The sequence below is a fragment of the Streptomyces sp. NPDC005402 genome (assembly GCF_040606575.1).
Classification (GTDB): Bacteria; Actinomycetota; Actinomycetes; order Streptomycetales; family Streptomycetaceae; genus Streptomyces.
On sequence record NZ_JBEXFB010000012.1, the window covers coordinates 151,462 to 166,797 of the forward strand.

At 70.0% G+C, this 15,336-nt stretch carries 13 protein-coding genes; all 13 read left to right on the forward strand.

Features of this window, described 5'->3' with window-relative positions; genetic code table 11:
- The first annotated feature begins 5 nt into the window (after positions 1-5).
- The gene (locus ABZT02_RS24085; RefSeq protein ID WP_356020451.1) at positions 6-224 is read left to right on the forward strand and encodes a hypothetical protein; all 219 of its coding nucleotides are present in this window, start codon (positions 6-8) and stop codon (positions 222-224) included.
- Positions 221-1,504, forward strand: coding sequence for a pectate lyase (locus ABZT02_RS24090; RefSeq protein WP_356020454.1), 1,284 nt, complete (start codon positions 221-223; stop codon positions 1,502-1,504). Before ABZT02_RS24085 ends, ABZT02_RS24090 begins: the two co-directional genes overlap by 4 nt.
- Positions 1,501-2,664, forward strand: coding sequence for a Gfo/Idh/MocA family oxidoreductase (locus ABZT02_RS24095; protein WP_356020456.1), 1,164 nt, complete (start codon positions 1,501-1,503; stop codon positions 2,662-2,664). The genes ABZT02_RS24090 and ABZT02_RS24095 overlap by 4 nt, the downstream gene beginning before the upstream one ends.
- Positions 2,661-3,506: a PmoA family protein gene (locus ABZT02_RS24100; protein ID WP_356020458.1), complete on the forward strand. Its 846-nt coding sequence runs from the start codon at positions 2,661-2,663 to the stop codon at positions 3,504-3,506. Before ABZT02_RS24095 ends, ABZT02_RS24100 begins: the two co-directional genes overlap by 4 nt.
- Complete coding sequence (locus ABZT02_RS24105) at positions 3,503-5,065, forward strand: family 43 glycosylhydrolase (protein ID WP_356020460.1); 1,563 nt, start codon at positions 3,503-3,505, stop codon at positions 5,063-5,065. Before ABZT02_RS24100 ends, ABZT02_RS24105 begins: the two co-directional genes overlap by 4 nt.
- Positions 5,066-5,098: 33 nt before the next feature.
- A complete protein-coding gene (locus ABZT02_RS24110) occupies positions 5,099-7,105 on the forward strand; it encodes a pectinesterase family protein (protein WP_356020463.1) in 2,007 nt (668 codons plus the stop codon).
- A 56-nt stretch (positions 7,106-7,161) separates the two neighbouring features.
- On the forward strand, positions 7,162-8,505 hold the full coding sequence (locus ABZT02_RS24115; RefSeq protein ID WP_356020465.1) for a sugar ABC transporter substrate-binding protein: 1,344 nt from the start codon (positions 7,162-7,164) through the stop codon (positions 8,503-8,505).
- Positions 8,506-8,601: 96 nt separating this feature from the next.
- Complete coding sequence (locus ABZT02_RS24120) at positions 8,602-9,402, forward strand: rhamnogalacturonan acetylesterase (RefSeq protein WP_356020467.1); 801 nt, start codon at positions 8,602-8,604, stop codon at positions 9,400-9,402.
- 35 nt (positions 9,403-9,437) lie between these two features.
- Positions 9,438-10,757 carry a pectate lyase gene (locus ABZT02_RS24125; protein WP_356020470.1) on the forward strand — a complete coding sequence of 440 codons (1,320 nt, stop codon included), beginning with the start codon at positions 9,438-9,440 and terminating at the stop codon, positions 10,755-10,757.
- Positions 10,758-10,868: 111 nt separating this feature from the next.
- Positions 10,869-11,999, forward strand: a complete 1,131-nt coding sequence (locus tag ABZT02_RS24130; protein ID WP_356020472.1) for a pectinesterase family protein — start codon at positions 10,869-10,871, stop codon at positions 11,997-11,999.
- Positions 11,999-13,030 (forward strand): pectinesterase family protein, encoded by a 1,032-nt coding sequence (locus ABZT02_RS24135; RefSeq protein WP_356020474.1) that lies wholly within the window; start codon positions 11,999-12,001, stop codon positions 13,028-13,030. The genes ABZT02_RS24130 and ABZT02_RS24135 overlap by 1 nt, the downstream gene beginning before the upstream one ends.
- Positions 13,017-14,174 carry a dienelactone hydrolase family protein gene (locus ABZT02_RS24140; protein ID WP_356020476.1) on the forward strand — a complete coding sequence of 386 codons (1,158 nt, stop codon included), beginning with the start codon at positions 13,017-13,019 and terminating at the stop codon, positions 14,172-14,174. Before ABZT02_RS24135 ends, ABZT02_RS24140 begins: the two co-directional genes overlap by 14 nt.
- A gap of 38 nt (positions 14,175-14,212) precedes the next feature.
- Positions 14,213-15,325, forward strand: a complete 1,113-nt coding sequence (locus ABZT02_RS24145; protein ID WP_356020478.1) for a chondroitinase-B domain-containing protein — start codon at positions 14,213-14,215, stop codon at positions 15,323-15,325.
- The last annotated feature ends 11 nt before the right edge of the window (positions 15,326-15,336 follow it).

Below are 15,336 nucleotides of genomic sequence, written 5' to 3' on the forward strand. Positions count from 1 at the left end.
GGGAAGTGAGACTCCGTCGGATCGCGCTGAGCGGCGTGGTGTTGGGACTGACGGGCGTCGTCGTCCGCGCCGAGGGGCGTGCCGTCGGCCGTGTCCTCCTGGGGGTGGGTGACGCCCGGGTGTCGGCAGCCCTCGGCCTTGGGCGGGCCACGGCTGCTGTGCGCCGGGCCGCGAGTGTGCGGAAGAAGTCGGGTTCCGGTTCCGACGGGGAGGTGAGGGTATGAGGTTGCGTAAGATCGCCGTACTCGCCGGCATGTTGGGGCTGTTCTGTCTCCCCGCCCACGCCGAGGCCCGCGACATCAGCCGGGACACCCTGCCCGCGAACGACGGCTGGGCCGCCGAGGGAGAAGGCACCACCGGGGGCTCCGCCGCCGACTCGGCGCACGTGTACACCGTCACCGACCGCGCCGGGCTGGTCCGCGCTCTCGACGGCGGCAGCGACACGCCGAAGATCATCAGGATCGCCGGGACCGTCGACGCCAACACCGACGACGACGGCGACCACCTGGACTGCGCCGACTACGCCACCGACGGCTACGCCCTGAAGAAGTACCTCGCCGCCTACGACCCCCGCACCTGGGGCTCCGCCAAGCCCAGCGGACCGCAGGAGGAGGCCCGGCAGGCGTCCGCGAGGAAGCAGGCCGAGCGGGTCGAGCTGGCCGTCGGTTCGAACACGACGATCGTCGGGCTCGGCGAAGCGGTCCTCAAGGGCGGCAGCCTCCAGGTCAGGAACGCCGGCAACGTCATCATCCGCAACCTCGACGTCCGGGACGCCTACGACTGCTTCCCCGTCTGGCAGCCCAACACCGGCGGCCTCGGCGACTGGAAGACGGCGTACGACACCATCTGGCTGACCGGCGCCACCCATGTGTGGGTCGACCACGTGACCCTGAGCGACAAGGGTCGTCCCGACTCCGCCGAGCCCACCTACTTCGCCCGCAACTACCTGCGCCACGACGGCCTGTTGGACATCACAACCGGCTCCGACCTGGTCACCGTCTCCTGGAGCCGGTTCGCCGACCACGACAAGGCGATGCTCATCGGCAACAGCGACTCGGCCACCGGCGACCGCGGCAGGCTCCGGGTCACCCTGCACCACAACGAGTTCGAGTCCGTCGTACAGCGCGCACCCCGCGTCCGCTTCGGGCAGGTGCACGTCTACAACAACCGGTACGTCGTCCCCGCGGACGACTACCGCTACTCCCTGGGCGTCTCCACCGAGTCCGCGATCTTCGCCGAGAACAACGCCTTCCGCACCCCCGGCCACATCGAGGCCGCCGACCTCGTCAAGAGCTGGAACGGCAGTGCGCTGCACCAGACCGGCACCCTCTTCAACGGCTATCCGGTGGACCTGCTCGCCATCCACAACGCCTACAACTCCGGCAGCGAGCGCGACCTCACGGCGGACGTCGGCTGGACGCCTACCCTGCACACAAAGATCGACAGCGCCGCGGTGGCCGACCGACAGGTGGCGCGCGGCGCGGGCGCAGGGAGGATGCCATGAACACCGTAGGCACCGTAGACATCGTCCTGGCGGGCGCGCGCGGCCACGGCCGCTGGCACCTGGAGAACATCCGCCGGCTCCAGGACAAGGGGATCGTACGACTGGCGGGGATCTGCGAGCTGAACCCGCTGACCGGCGACGAGATCCCCGAGGGCCTGGGCACACCCGAGCAGTCCGCCGACTTCGGGGCGCTCCTGGACTCCACCGGCGCCCGGATCGCGGTGATCTGCACACCGATCCCGACGCACACGGACCTGGCGCTCGAAGCGGCCTCCCGAGGGGTGCACATCCTGCTGGAGAAGCCCCCGGCACCGTCGTACGCCGAGTTCCGCCGCATGGCCGACGGGGTCGCCGCGGCCGGTGTCGCCTGCCAGATCGGCTTCCAGTCGCTGGGCTCGCACGCCGTGCCCGCAATCCGGGAGCTGGTCGAGGAGGGCGCGATCGGTGAGGTGACCGGGGTCGGCGGGGCCGGTGCCTGGGCGCGTGCCGAGGCGTACTACCGGCGGGCGCCCTGGGCGGGCAAGCGGCGGATGAACGGCGTCGACGTGATCGACGGAGTGCTGACCAACCCGCTCGCGCACGCCGTCGCCACCGCGCTCGCCCTGAACGGCACCACCCGCGCCGAGGACGTCACCCGTATCGAGACCGAGCTGCAGCGCGCCAACGACATCGAGTCCGACGACACCTCCTGCGTCCGCGTCACCACCGCGAACGGCATCCCGGTCACCGTCGCGGCGACCCTGTGCGCGGAGGACCCCGACGAGCCGTACGTCGTCGTGCACGGCAGCCGCGGCCGGATCACCTACTGGTACAAGCAGGACCGCGTGCTGCTCCAGCGGGCCGGGCACGGCCCCGAGGAGTACGAGTACGGCCGCACCGACCTGCTGGAGAACCTGGTCGACCACATCACCGACGGCGACGAGCTCCTGGTCGTCCCGGAGGTGACGGGCGCCTTCATGAAGGTCGTCGAGGCGATCCGGCTGGCCCCGGACCCGACCCCGCTCCCGGCCACGGCCTGGCATCTGCTCCCCGACGAGGACCGCCGTGTCGTCCCCGGCATCGACGGACTCGTCGCGGCCGCCGCCGACAACCTCGCCCTCTACTCCGAGCTGGGCGCCGACTGGGCCCGGCCACACGTCGCGAACGAGGTGAGCACATGACGACCCCCGATTCCCCGGTCCTGCGTGTCGCGGGCCGCCCGGTCGGCCGCTACGTCACCCGGCCCGAGCTGCCCGCCCGGCTCTCCCCGCGCCCCTATCTGCACCCCGTCACCACCCTGGCCGGCACGGCGGTCACCGAACTCAGCCCGACCGACCACATCCACCACCTCGGCGTCGGTGTCGCCGTTCCCGACGTCGAGGGGCACAACTTCTGGGGCGGTCGCACCTACGTCCGCGACCAGGGACCGACCGAGCTCGACAACCACGGCGCCCAGCGCCACCACTCCTTCCAGCTCCGCGACCCGGACGGCTTCGTGGAGGAGTTGCGCTGGGTCGCCTCGGGAGCGGAACTGCTGCGTGAGCGCCGTACCGTCGCGGCCACCGAACTGACCGGCACCGCCTGGGCGTTGGACTTCACCTTCTCCCTCACCAACGTCACCCAGGACGCCCTGTCGATCGGCAGCCCGGCCACCAACGGCCGCCCGGGCGCGGCGTACGGCGGCTTCTTCTGGCGGGCCCGGAAGGAGCAGGACGCGCCGGACGTCCTCACCGCCGACCGGGAGGGCGAGGCGGCGATCCACGGCACCCGCGCCGACTGGGTCGCGCTCACGGGCAGTACCTGGACGCTCGTCTTCGCCGGGGCCACCGAGCAGACCCGCCGTGACCCGTGGTTCGTGCGCGCCGACGAGTACCCGGGCGTGGGCTCCTCGCTCGCCCACGACTCAAGACTGCCGATCCCACCCGGCGAGACCGTCGTACGGCGGATCGTCACCGTCGTGGCCGACGGACGCCTGCCCCGGCTCGAAGCGGCGGCCCTGGTACGGAAGGCGGTCAGCCAATGACACCCACGAACCAGAACCCGCCGGTGGCACCCGGGAACCCGCACCCGCCGACGACGTACACGAACCCGGTGCTGAACGCCGACTGGTCCGACCCGGACGTCGTCCGGGTCGGCGACGACTTCTACCTCACCGCCTCCAGCTTCGGCCGCGTCCCCGGCCTGCCGCTGCTGCACTCCCGCGACCTCGTCAACTGGACCCTGATCGGCCACGCTCTCGAACGACTGGAACCGGCGGGGGAGTTCGCCAGGCCCCGGCACGACTGCGGGGTGTGGGCACCGTCTCTCCGGTACCACGACGAACGGTTCTGGATCTTCTGGGGCGACCCCGACCAGGGCATCTTCCAGATCAACGCCCCGGAGATCAGGGGCCCTTGGACCCGCCCGCACCTCCTCAAGTCGGGCAAGGGTCTGATCGATCCGTGCCCCCTGTGGGACGAGGAGAGCGGCGAGGCGTACCTCGTGCACGCCTGGGCCAAGTCCCGTTCCGGCGTCAAGAACCGCCTCACCGGGCACCGGATGGACCTCGACGGCCGTGAACTCCTCGACGAGGGCAAGGTGATCGTCGACGGGGACCGGATCCCCGGCTGGTTCACCCTCGAAGGGCCCAAGCTCTACCGGCACGACGGCTGGTTCTGGATCCTCGCGCCCGCCGGGGGAGTGGAGACCGGCTGGCAGGGTGCCTTCCGCTCGCGCGGGTTCTTCGGGCCGTACGAGGAGAAGGTCGTCCTGGAACAGCGGGACACCGACGTCAACGGGCCGCACCAGGGCGGCTGGGTGCGCACCCCGTCCGGCCAGGACTGGTTCCTGCACTTCCAGCAGAAGGGCGTCTACGGCAGGGTCGTCCACCTCCAGCCGATGCGCTGGGACGAGGAGGGCTGGCCGGTGCTCGGCCACGACGGCGCCCCCGTCGCCGTACACGAAAGGCCCGACCTGCCGCCGCAGCCGGACGCGGCGCCCGCCACCGACGACGACTTCCCCGGCGGACGCTTCGGCCGTCAGTGGCAGTGGACCGCGAACCCGCAGCCCGGCTGGGCCACCCACCACTCCGGCGACGGGCTCCGGCTCACCTGTGTCCGCTCGGCCGACGCGCACGACCTGCGCAGACTGCCGAGCGTCCTCACCCAGCGGCTGCCCGGCACACCATCGGTGGTCGAGGTGGAACTGAGCCTGCACAGTGCGGAGCCGGGCGCACGGGCCGGTCTCGCCGTCCTCGGGGACGCCTTCAGCTGGATCGGGCTCCAGCGCGGGGCCGACGGGAGGGTCCAGCTCGTGCACCGGTTCGCCGAGGGCGTCGCCGAGCAGGAGCGGGACGCCGACCATCCGCGCCTCGTGCCCGAGGCCGCCGACGGACGGGTGCGCCTGCGGATCGAGATCGGCGCGGGCGCCCGCTGCCGGTTCTTCCACGACATCGGCGAGGGCCCGCGCCCCTCCGGCCCCGTCTTCGCCGCCACCCCCTGGCGGTGGGTCGGAGCCCTGCTCGGACTGTTCGCCCTCGCGCCCGTCGGAGGAGGGCACGCCGGGGCGGCAACCTTCTCGCACTTCAGGATCGACCACCTGTAACGCACTGAACCCGTAAGCCTGTTGGGAGCCGCAATGACGCAGCACCTTCATAGCAAGCGCTTGCAGAGACCGGGGTACGGCACGGTCCTGGCCGCTGTGCTCGGCCTGGTGGCCGCGCTGAGCCTCGGGGCGCTCGGGCAGGCCAGGGCCTTCGCTGTCGAAAAGGCTCCGGTCGACCGCCGGAGCGACCAGGTCCAGGCGGACCGCTGGAGCAACCGGGCCCACGGCTTCGCCTCCCTCGCCGGCGGTACCACCGGAGGGGCCGGCGGCAAGGTCGTCACCGTCACCGACCAGGCCTCGCTGGCGCGGTACGCGGCGGCCGAGGAGCCGTACGTCATACGGGTCTCGGGCGCGATAGCCGTCGAGCCCTTCGGCTCGGACATCGTGGTCGGCTCGAACAAGACGATCATCGGCGTCGGCGACACCGGCGAGATCGTCCACGGCGAGTTGCACCTCGACCCCGGCACGCACAACGTGATCATCCGCAACCTGACGATCCGCGACTCGTACGTCGAGGGCGACTGGGACGGCAAGACGACCGACTTCGACGCGATCCAGATGGACACGGTCGACCACGTCTGGATCGACCACAACCGCTTCGAGCACATGGGTGACGGGCTGCTCGACATCCGCAAGGACAGCCAGTACATCACCGTCTCGTACAACCAGTTCCGAAGCCACAACAAGGCGTTCGGGATCGGCTGGACGACCAACGTGCTGACCCAGATCACCATCGACCACAACTGGTTCACCGGAACCAAGCAGCGCAACCCGTCCGCCGACAACTGCGCCTACGCGCACCTCTACAACAACTACCTCTCAGCGCAGGTCGCCGACGGTGATCCGGTGTGGACGTACGGGAACTGGTCGCGCGGCCGGACGAAGATGGTCATCGAGAGCAGCTACTACGACGGCGTCCAGCATCCCTACCAGGCCGACACCACCGCTGAGTTGGTGCAGCGCGGGTCGATCCTGAAGAACACGTCCGGGCGAACGGACGCGTGGGGTACCGCATTCGATCCGCGGGCCTTCTACGACTACCGGCTGGACCCGGCCGCCGCCGTGCCCGCGCTGGTGTCCAGGTTCTCCGGCCCGCAGCAGCGGATCGGGGTGACCCTGCGCGTCCCCGGTGACTACCCGACCGTGCAGGCCGCCGTGGACGCCGTGCCCGACCAGAACGCCGTGCCGGTGACGATCGCCGTCGCGCCCGGTACCTACCGGGCCAAGGTGTACATCCCGGCGACCAAGCCGAAGATCGTGCTCCAGGGGACTGGACAGGACCGGTCCGACACCGTCATCGTCTACGACACCCCCGCCGAGTACGGCGGTTCGACGGGCAGCGCCACGGTCCGGATCGCCGCGAACGACGTCACCGCCCGCCACCTCACCTTCAGCAACGACTTCGACGAGGCCGCGGTCGAGCTGAAGGGCGAGCAGGCCCTCGCGATGAAGACGACCGGCGACCGGATCGTCTTCGAGGACACCGCCTTCCTGGGCAACCAGGACACCCTGATGACCGACAGCCCCAAGCTGGACGTGATCAGCCGGGTCTACATCCGCGACTCGTACATCGAGGGCGATGTCGACTTCATCTACGGCCGCGCGACCACGGTGATCGAACGGTCCGTGATCCGGGCGCTGAGCCGGGGCTCGGACTCCAACAACGGCTACATCACGGCCGCTTCGACCTGGACGGGCAACCCGTACGGCTTCCTGATCACCCGGTCGAAGGTCGTGAGCGACGCCCCGGACCAGAGCTTCCACCTGGGGCGGCCGTGGCACCCGGGCGGTGAACCCGCCGCCGTGGCCCAGGTGCTGATCCGCGACACCGAACTGCCGGCCGCCGTGAAGACCTCGCCGTGGACCGACATGAGCGGCTTCTCGTGGAAGGACGCGCGGTTCGCCGAGTACCGCAACGTCGGGCCGGGAGCCGCCCCGAGCGCCGACCGGCCGCAGCTCGGCGCCGCCGACGCGAGGACGTACACCGTCGCGGACTACCTCAAGGGCACCGACGGCTGGGCCCCCCACGCCCACCACTGACTTCCCCCCACAACTTCATATCTCCGCTGGAATCAGAAGAAGAAGAGAGCCGATCAATGAAGATCAGTATCCGCAGAAGCAGGCGCGCTGCCATAGCCGTCGCCCTCGGGTCCGTCCTGGCGCTGACCGCCACCGCCTGCGGTGACGACGGCAGCGGGTCGGGCGGTGACAAGGGCGACGCGGGCAGCGGCAAGGGAAAGATCGTCTTCTGGGACAACAACGGCGGTGTGCGCACCGACATCTGGAAGGAGGTCATCGCCGACTTCCAGAAGGCGAACCCGGACATCAAGGTCGAGTACGTCGGCATCGCGTCCACCGAGTACCAGTCCAAGGTCGACACCGCCATCCAGGGCGGCGGCCTGCCGGACGTCGGCGGTGTCGGTGCGGCCATGCTCGCCGGGTTCTCCGCGCAGAACGCGCTGGAGCCGCTGGACGACCGGCTCGCCAAGTCCTCCCTGAACGGCAAGCTCAACGAGAACATGGTCGAGTCGCTGAAGGCGGCCGGGGGCGGGGACGGGACCCTCTACTCGATCCCGACCTCCGCCAACAACGGTGTGCTCTACTACCGGACCGACCTGTTCAAGAAGGCCGGCCTCGACGAGCCGACGACCTGGGACAAGTTCTACGAGGCCGCGGGCAAGCTCACCAACTCCAAGAAGAACGAGTTCGGTTACACCATCCGCGGCGGAGCCGGGTCCATCGCCCAGGCGCTGGACGCGTCGTACGGGCAGAGCGGCATCACCTCCTTCTGGGACGGTGACAAGACCACCCTCAACGACCCGAAGAACGTGGCGGCGCTGGAGAAGTACGCGGCGCTGTACAAGAAGGACACTCCGGCGGCCGACCTCAACAACGACTTCACCAAGATGGTCGCGCAGTGGGACTCCGGCACGATCGGGATGCTGAACCACAACCTGGGGTCGTACCAGGACCATGTGAAGGCGCTCGGGGCCGACAAGTTCCGGGGTATCCCGCAGCCCGTCGGCTCCACCGGCAAGCGGGTCCAGGTGTCCAACCCCGTTGACGGGCTGGGCGTGTTCAAGAGCTCGAAGAACAAGAACGCCGCCTGGAAGTTCATCGAGTTCGCCACCTCGCACGCGGAGAACTCGAAGTTCAACAAGTCCGCCGGACAGGTGCCCTCGAACAACGAGGCCGCCAAGGACGCGTGGATCTCTGAGGCGGAGCCCACGAAGTTGGCCGCGGCCGCGCTGACCGACGGCTCCACGAGCATCGTGCAGCTGCCGTACTACCTGCCCGACTGGAACACCATTTCCAAGGCCGACAACGAGCCGAACTTCCAGAAGGTCCTGCTGGGGGACATGAGCGCCAAGGACTTCCTGGACACCATGGCCGAGCAGCTGAACAAGGCTCAGGCGGAGTGGAAGGAACAGAACGGCTAGAGCTCGGGTGGTTGCGCTTGTGGGGGGCTGCCGGCCGGTTGTGGCTGGTCGCGCAGTTCCCCGCGCCCCTCACAGGTCAGAAAGGTGCATCTGAAAATGTCGCTCACTCGTAGACAAGTCACCGTCGCGGCGCTCTCCACCGTGCCACTCGCGTTCGGTGCGGCAGGCACAGCTCATGCCTCTCCCAGGAGGACTCGCACCCTCTACATCGCCGGTGACTCCACCGCCGCCCAGAAGTACTCCGACGCCGCTCCCGAGACCGGGTGGGGCATGGCACTCCCCTTCTTTCTGCACAAGGACCTGCCCGTCGCCAATCACGCGGTGAACGGGCGGAGTTCGAAGTCCTTCGTCGACGAGGGACGGCTCGACGCGATGCTCGGGCTGATCAGGCCCGGTGACTTCCTGCTCGTCCAGTTCGCGCACAACGACGAGAAGACCGCCGATCCGACCCGCTACACCGAGCCCTGGACGACGTACCAGGACTATCTGCGCCTCTACATCGACGGCGCCCGCGCGAAGGGTGCCCGGCCGGTGCTCGCCACGCCCGTGGAGCGACGGAAGTTCGACGCGAGCGGCAACGCCGTGCCGACCCATGGCGAGTACCCGGCGGCCATGCGTGCGCTCGCCGCGGAAGAGGGCGTGACGCTGCTCGACATCCAGGCGCTGTCGCTCGCGCTGTGGCAGAAGCTCGGCGTCGAGGAGACCAAGAAGTACTTCAACTGGACCGACACCGAGCAGGACAACACGCACTTCAATCCGCCCGGGGCCATCGCGGTCGCGCGGCTGGTCGCCCGTGAACTGCTGCGGAACCGCGTGCTGGCGCCCCGGGACGTGCGTCGGCTCGACGCCGGGATCCCGGAGTCCTGGATCACCTGGCCGCCGCCGGCCACCGTCTGACCACTCCTTCTTCGCAGTCGAAAGAGAGCCGCACAATGAACGCACAGGTATGGCATGGGCATGTCATCACCAAGGTAATGGCGGTGGCGGGATGCGCCGCCCTGGTCCTCGCGGTCACCGGCACCACCGCTCAGGCCAAGGGCCACGACGCGGCCCGCGCGACCCTCGCCGCCGGTGACGGCTGGGCCTCCGACGGCACCGGCACCACCGGAGGCGCGGCCGCCGACGCCGCCCACGTGTACACCGTCACCGACTGGGCCGGCTTCAAGGCCGCCCTCGCCGCCGGCGGGACCGCACCGAAGATCATCAAGGTGAAGGGGACCATCGACGCGGTCTCCGAGGGCTGCGACTCGCTCGCCGCGCCCGGCTACGACTTCGACGCCTACCTCGCGAAGTACGCGCCCGAGGCCTGGGGCCTGGACACCGACCTGAGCGCCGAGCCCGCCGACAGCCCCGAGGGACTGCGCCGCGTCTCCGCCGCCAACCAGGACCAGACCATCAAGGCGAACGTCCCCGCGAACACCACGATCATCGGCATCGGCAAGAACGCCGGGTTCAAGGGCGCGAGCCTCCAGATCAAGGCCGTCGACAACGTCATCGTCCGCAACCTCACCTTCGAGAGCCCCATCGACTGCTTCCCGCAGTGGGACCCCACCGACGGCGACAAGGGCAACTGGAACTCCGAGTACGACACCGCCGTCGTCTACGGCTCCACCCATGTGTGGCTGGACCACAACACGTTCACCGACGGCAGCCACCCCGACAGCGCCGCGCCGACCTATTTCGGCATGCTCTACCAGCAGCACGACGGCGAGCTGGACATCGTCCGGGGCGCGAACTACGTCACCGCCTCCTGGAACGTCTTCACCGACCACGACAAGACGATCCTGATCGGCAACAGCGACAGCGAGTCCACCGCGGTGGGGGACCGGGGCAAACTCAAGGTCACCTTCCACCACAACCTGTTCTCGGACCTCGTCGAGCGCGCACCCCGCGTCCGCTTCGGCCAGGTCGACTCCTACAACAACCACTTCGTCGCGAACGGCGACTACGCCTACAGCTTCGGCATCGGCAAGGAGTCCCAACTCGTCGCCGAGCACAACGCGTTCACGCTGCCGACGGGTGTCAGCGCGGCCAAGGTGCTCAAGCGGTGGAACGTCTCCCCGCTCACCGCCGCCGACAACTACGTCAACGGCACGCCCACCGACCTGATCGCCGTCCACAACGCCGAGATCCCCGCCGAGACCCTTCAGTCCGGCGCGGGCTGGACGCCCACCCTGCGCACGAAGATCGACCCGGCCAAGAAGGTGCCGGCGATCGTCGACCGCGGCGCGGGCGCCGGAAACATCTGCTGACACGCCCCACCCTCAGACCGGCCGGGGCGGAATCCAGCGGCCGCCCCGGCCACCTCACCCCCCCACGCGAGGAACCCCACCCCCTGAGCCGCGTCTCCAAGGAGCACCCGCATGTCCTCGCACCACGCCCAACTCCCCCTGTCCAGAAGGGGATTCCTGCTCGCCGGCACCGGAGCGGCAGCCACGCTCGCGCTCACGTCGAGCCCGGCTCGGGCCGCCGGTGGCCGACGCCCCTTCGGCCGCTTCGGCTCCCCGGCCGCCCGGCTCACCCCACAGACGCTCTACGTCGACCCCCGGGGCCGCGGCGACCACACCACCGTCAAGGGCGCCGTCACCGCGGCCGCCGGCAGCGGCTGGACCCTGGTCCTCGCACCGGGCACCTACCGGGAGACCGTCGCCGTCGACGCCACCCGCACCGAGGCGACCTGGATCGGCGCCTCCGAGGACCCCCGGGACGTCGTGATCGTCTACGACAACGCGGCCGGCACCCCCAAGCCCGGCGGCGGCACCTACGGCACCACCGGATCCGCCACCACCACGATTCAGGCCGACGGCTTCACCGCCCGCTGGATCACCTTCGCCAACGACTGGCTGCGCGCCGACCACCCCGACATCACCGGCACCCAGGCCGTCGCCCTCAAGGTCCAGGGCGACCGCTCCGCCTTCCACCACTGCCGCTTCCTCGGCCACCAGGACACCCTGTACGCCGACTCGATGGCCCTGACCTCCTTCGCCCGCCAGTACTTCTCGCACTGCTACGCCGAGGGTGACGTCGACTTCGTCTTCGGGCGGGGCACCGCCGTCTACGAGAACTGCCACTTCCGGACCCTGAACCGGACCGACCTGGCGGCGGCGCCGTACGGCTTCGTCTTCGCGCCCTCGACGGCGGGCGCCAACCCGCGCGGATACCTCGTCACCAGGAGCCGCGTCAGCAGCGAAGCCCCCGACGCCCACTACAAGCTGGCCCGTCCTTGGGTTCCGAGCTCCGACACCACGGCCCGTCCGTCGCTCGTCGTCCGGGACACCTGGCTCGGCCCCGGCATCGACGCGGCCGCCCCCTACACCAACATGTCGGACAGCTTCCCCTGGCAGAACCAGCGCTTCGCCGAGTACCGCGACACCGGCCCCGGCGCCAGGATCACCGTCCCGGAGAACCGGCCCCAACTCACCCGCGAGCAGGCCGAGTCGGCCACGCGGGAGACCTACCTCGGCGACTGGCGGCCCTGGAAGGAGTCGTGCTGATGCGCAGGCGCACCCTTCTCGCGGCCGGCTTCGGACTCGCCGCGGCGGGAGCGACCCCGGCCTTCGCCGGCGGCGGCCACCGCGTCCTCCACGTCCGCCCCGGCGACTCCGTCCAGGCCGCCGTGGACGCGGTCACCGGCCCCGGCTGGACGATCGTCGTGCATCCGGGCACGTATCGCGAGGTCGTCGACGTCCCCGCCTCCGCTGCCGAGTTGACCCTGCGCGGGGCCGTCCGCGACCCCCGCGCCGCCGTCATCGTGTACGACAACGCCAACGGCACCCAGAAGCCCGACGGTTCGGGCACCTACGGCACCGCCGGGTCCGCCACCTTCACCTCCGCGGCCCCCGGCCTCACCGTCCGCGACCTCACCCTCGCCAACGACTGGCTGCGCGCCGACCACCCCGACATCACCGGCACCCAGGCCGTCGCCGCCTGCACCTACGGCGACCGCACCCACTTCGAGAACGTCCGGCTCCTCGCCCACCAGGACACGCTCTTCGTCGAGACGACCGCGCTCACCGCCTTCGACCGGCAGTACTTCCGCAGCTGCTACATCGAGGGTGACGTCGACTTCGTCTTCGGCCGGGCCACCGCCGTCTTCGAGGAGTGCCACTTCCACACCCTCCAGCGCGACGTCGACTTCACCCCCAAGGGCATGGTCTTCGCCCCCTCCACGGCCCGCGCCAACCCGTACGGCATCCTCGCCGTCCGCTCCCGCATCACCTCCGGCGCCGAGGACGGGGCGTACAAGCTGGCACGGCCGTGGGTGCCGTCGTACGAGACGACCGCCTGGCCGTCGCTCGTGGTGCGCGACTCCTGGATCGGCCCCGGCATCGACCCGGTCGCGCCCTACACCAACATGCGCGAGGCCTACCCCTGGCAGACCATGCGCTTTGGCGAGTACGCCAACTCCGGCCCCGGCGCGGTGATCTCCGTCCCCGACAACCGGCCCCAGCTGAGCGCCGAGCAGGCGGCCACGCACACCCGGCGCACGTATCTCGGGGACTGGAGGCCCTATGCGCGCCGGTGACCCGCTGGGGCGGCGGGCGTTCGTGGTGGGCGCCGGAGCGGCAGCGCTGGCCGGGGGAGGGGTGGGCCCCGCGGAAGCCGGGGTCGTGGACGGTCCGCTGCCCGACTTCCACCCCGCGCTCAAGGCCGAGCTGACCTTCCCGCTGGCCTGGGGGACTTCACCGGTCCGGGACTTCCGCACCTGGCGTCGGCACGCACGTGCCAAGGTCGAGGAGCACCTGCTCGTCGACCGCGAGGACGGAACGCCCTATGCACCCGAGCGCAGTCAGGTCTCCCAAGGTGACGGTTATACAAGGGAGTTGGTCACCCTCTCCCTCACCCGCCACGAACGCGTCCGCGCCGCCCTGCTCACCCCGCGCGGCCCCGGCCCGTTCCCCGCCGTGCTGCTGCTCCACGACCACGGGGCGAAGTTCGACATCGGCAAGGAGAAACTGGTCCGGCCCTGGTACGACGACACCCGGCTCGCCTCCGCTCAGGCCTGGGCCGACAAGTACTTCAGCGGCCGGTTCGTCGGCGACGAGCTGGCCCGCCGCGGCTATGTCGTCCTGTGCGCGGACGCCCTCGGCTGGGGCGACCGCGGCCCGGTCGGCTACGACCAGCAGCAGGCGCTGGCGAGCAACTTCTACAACCTCGGCTCCTCGCTCGCCGGGCTCATGGCCCGCGAGGACGCCCGCGCGGCCGGGTTCCTCGCCGGTCTCGACCGGGTGGACGCCCGCCGGGTCGCGGCCGTCGGCTTCTCCATGGGCGCCTACCGCGCCTGGCAGACCGCCGCGCTGACCGACTGCGTCCGCGCCACGGCCGCCATCTGCTGGATGACCGGCCTCAGGGAAATGATGGTGCCCGGCAACAACACCCTGCGCGGGCAGTCCAGTTACTACATGCTCCATCCCGGGCTGCCCCGGCTCCTCGACTTCCCCGACGTGGCGAGCATCGCCGCACCCAGGCCGATGCTCTTCTTCAACGGCGGGCTCGACCCGCTGTTCCCCGCCGACGGCGTACAGGTCGCGTACGACAAACTGCGCGCCGTCTGGCACTCCCGCCGCGCCGAGGAGCGGTTGCACCTGAAGACCTGGCCCGACCTCGGCCATGTCTTCGTCGACCGCATGCAGGACGAGGTCTTCGGCTGGCTCGACGTCGTCCTGTGAACCATCCCCCCACCCGCACGAGAAGGGACCCGCTCTCCATGTCTCGTCGTACCGCTCTCATCGCCACGGCCGCCCTCGCCCTCGGCTCAGGCCTCGCCGTCCTCCCCACCCAGGCCCAGGCCGCGACCGTGGTCGTCAGCAACTCGACCGACCTGTCCAACGCCATCAAGAACGCCACCGCCGGCATGGTGATCCAGGTCCGCGGCGGCACCTACTACCCGACGGCCACCCTCCAGTCCACGGCCAACGGCAGTTCCTCCGCGCCGGTCACGCTCACCGCGTACGGCTCGGAGACCGTGAAGATCGACGGCTCGTCGCTGCCCGACGGTGACTGGATCTTCAAGCTGACCGCCGACTACTGGAACGTCTCCAACATCACCTTCCAGAACTCTCCGGACAGCGCGGTCGTCTGCCAGTCCTGCACCGGGACCGTCTGGAACAACATCAAGACCATCAACGGCGGCGACTCCGGCTTCACGCTCACCGGCGACGGGACCGTGAACAACACCGTCAAGAACATCGACTCCTACGGCAACTACGACGCCGCGAACCACGGCGAGAACGCCGACGGCATCGCCGTGAAGTTCGGCTCCGGCACCGGCAACCTCATCACCGGCGCCCGCCTCTACAACAACTCGGACGACGGGATCGACTTCTGGTCCTTCTCCTCGCCCGTCACCGTCGAGCACACCTGGTCCATGGGCAACGGCGTCAACCGCTGGTCCGACTCCGCCTTCGCGGGCGACGGCAACGGCTACAAGCTGGGCGGTGACGGCGAGGTCGTCGCGCACGTCATCAACAACTCCGCGGCCTGGGGCAACGCCGGCAACGGCTTCACCGAGAACTCCAACACCGGCGCCATCGTCATCAACCGCACCACCGCCTACGCCAACAGCAAGTGGGGCTACTACTTCGCCACCAGCTCCGCGAAGCTCGGCAAGAACCTCGCGGTGAGCAACGGCGGCGGCTCGGTCAGCAAGGGCTCCAAGGTCACCTCGTCCGGCAACAACTGGGACAGCGGCATCAGCACCCCCGCCTTCAGGTCGACGGACGCCTCGACGACGTACAACGCCCGCAGCTCCAGTGGCACCCTGCCCGCCACGACCTTCCTGACGACGGGCAGCACCACCATCGGCGCCACGATGAACTGATCGCGCCGTTC

What these genes read in the sequence shown, in the direction of transcription:
- ABZT02_RS24090 (WP_356020454.1), top strand. Translation starts at nt 221, where the DNA reads ATGAGGTTGCGTAAGATCGCCGTACTCGCCGGCATGTTGGGGCTGTTC.
- ABZT02_RS24095 (WP_356020456.1), top strand. Translation starts at nt 1,501, where the DNA reads ATGAACACCGTAGGCACCGTAGACATCGTCCTGGCGGGCGCGCGCGGC.
- ABZT02_RS24100 (WP_356020458.1), top strand. Translation starts at nt 2,661, where the DNA reads ATGACGACCCCCGATTCCCCGGTCCTGCGTGTCGCGGGCCGCCCGGTC.
- ABZT02_RS24105 (WP_356020460.1), top strand. Translation starts at nt 3,503, where the DNA reads ATGACACCCACGAACCAGAACCCGCCGGTGGCACCCGGGAACCCGCAC.
- ABZT02_RS24110 (WP_356020463.1), top strand. Translation starts at nt 5,099, where the DNA reads ATGACGCAGCACCTTCATAGCAAGCGCTTGCAGAGACCGGGGTACGGC.
- ABZT02_RS24115 (WP_356020465.1), top strand. Translation starts at nt 7,162, where the DNA reads ATGAAGATCAGTATCCGCAGAAGCAGGCGCGCTGCCATAGCCGTCGCC.
- ABZT02_RS24120 (WP_356020467.1), top strand. Translation starts at nt 8,602, where the DNA reads ATGTCGCTCACTCGTAGACAAGTCACCGTCGCGGCGCTCTCCACCGTG.
- ABZT02_RS24125 (WP_356020470.1), top strand. Translation starts at nt 9,438, where the DNA reads ATGAACGCACAGGTATGGCATGGGCATGTCATCACCAAGGTAATGGCG.
- ABZT02_RS24130 (WP_356020472.1), top strand. Translation starts at nt 10,869, where the DNA reads ATGTCCTCGCACCACGCCCAACTCCCCCTGTCCAGAAGGGGATTCCTG.
- ABZT02_RS24135 (WP_356020474.1), top strand. Translation starts at nt 11,999, where the DNA reads ATGCGCAGGCGCACCCTTCTCGCGGCCGGCTTCGGACTCGCCGCGGCG.
- ABZT02_RS24140 (WP_356020476.1), top strand. Translation starts at nt 13,017, where the DNA reads ATGCGCGCCGGTGACCCGCTGGGGCGGCGGGCGTTCGTGGTGGGCGCC.
- ABZT02_RS24145 (WP_356020478.1), top strand. Translation starts at nt 14,213, where the DNA reads ATGTCTCGTCGTACCGCTCTCATCGCCACGGCCGCCCTCGCCCTCGGC.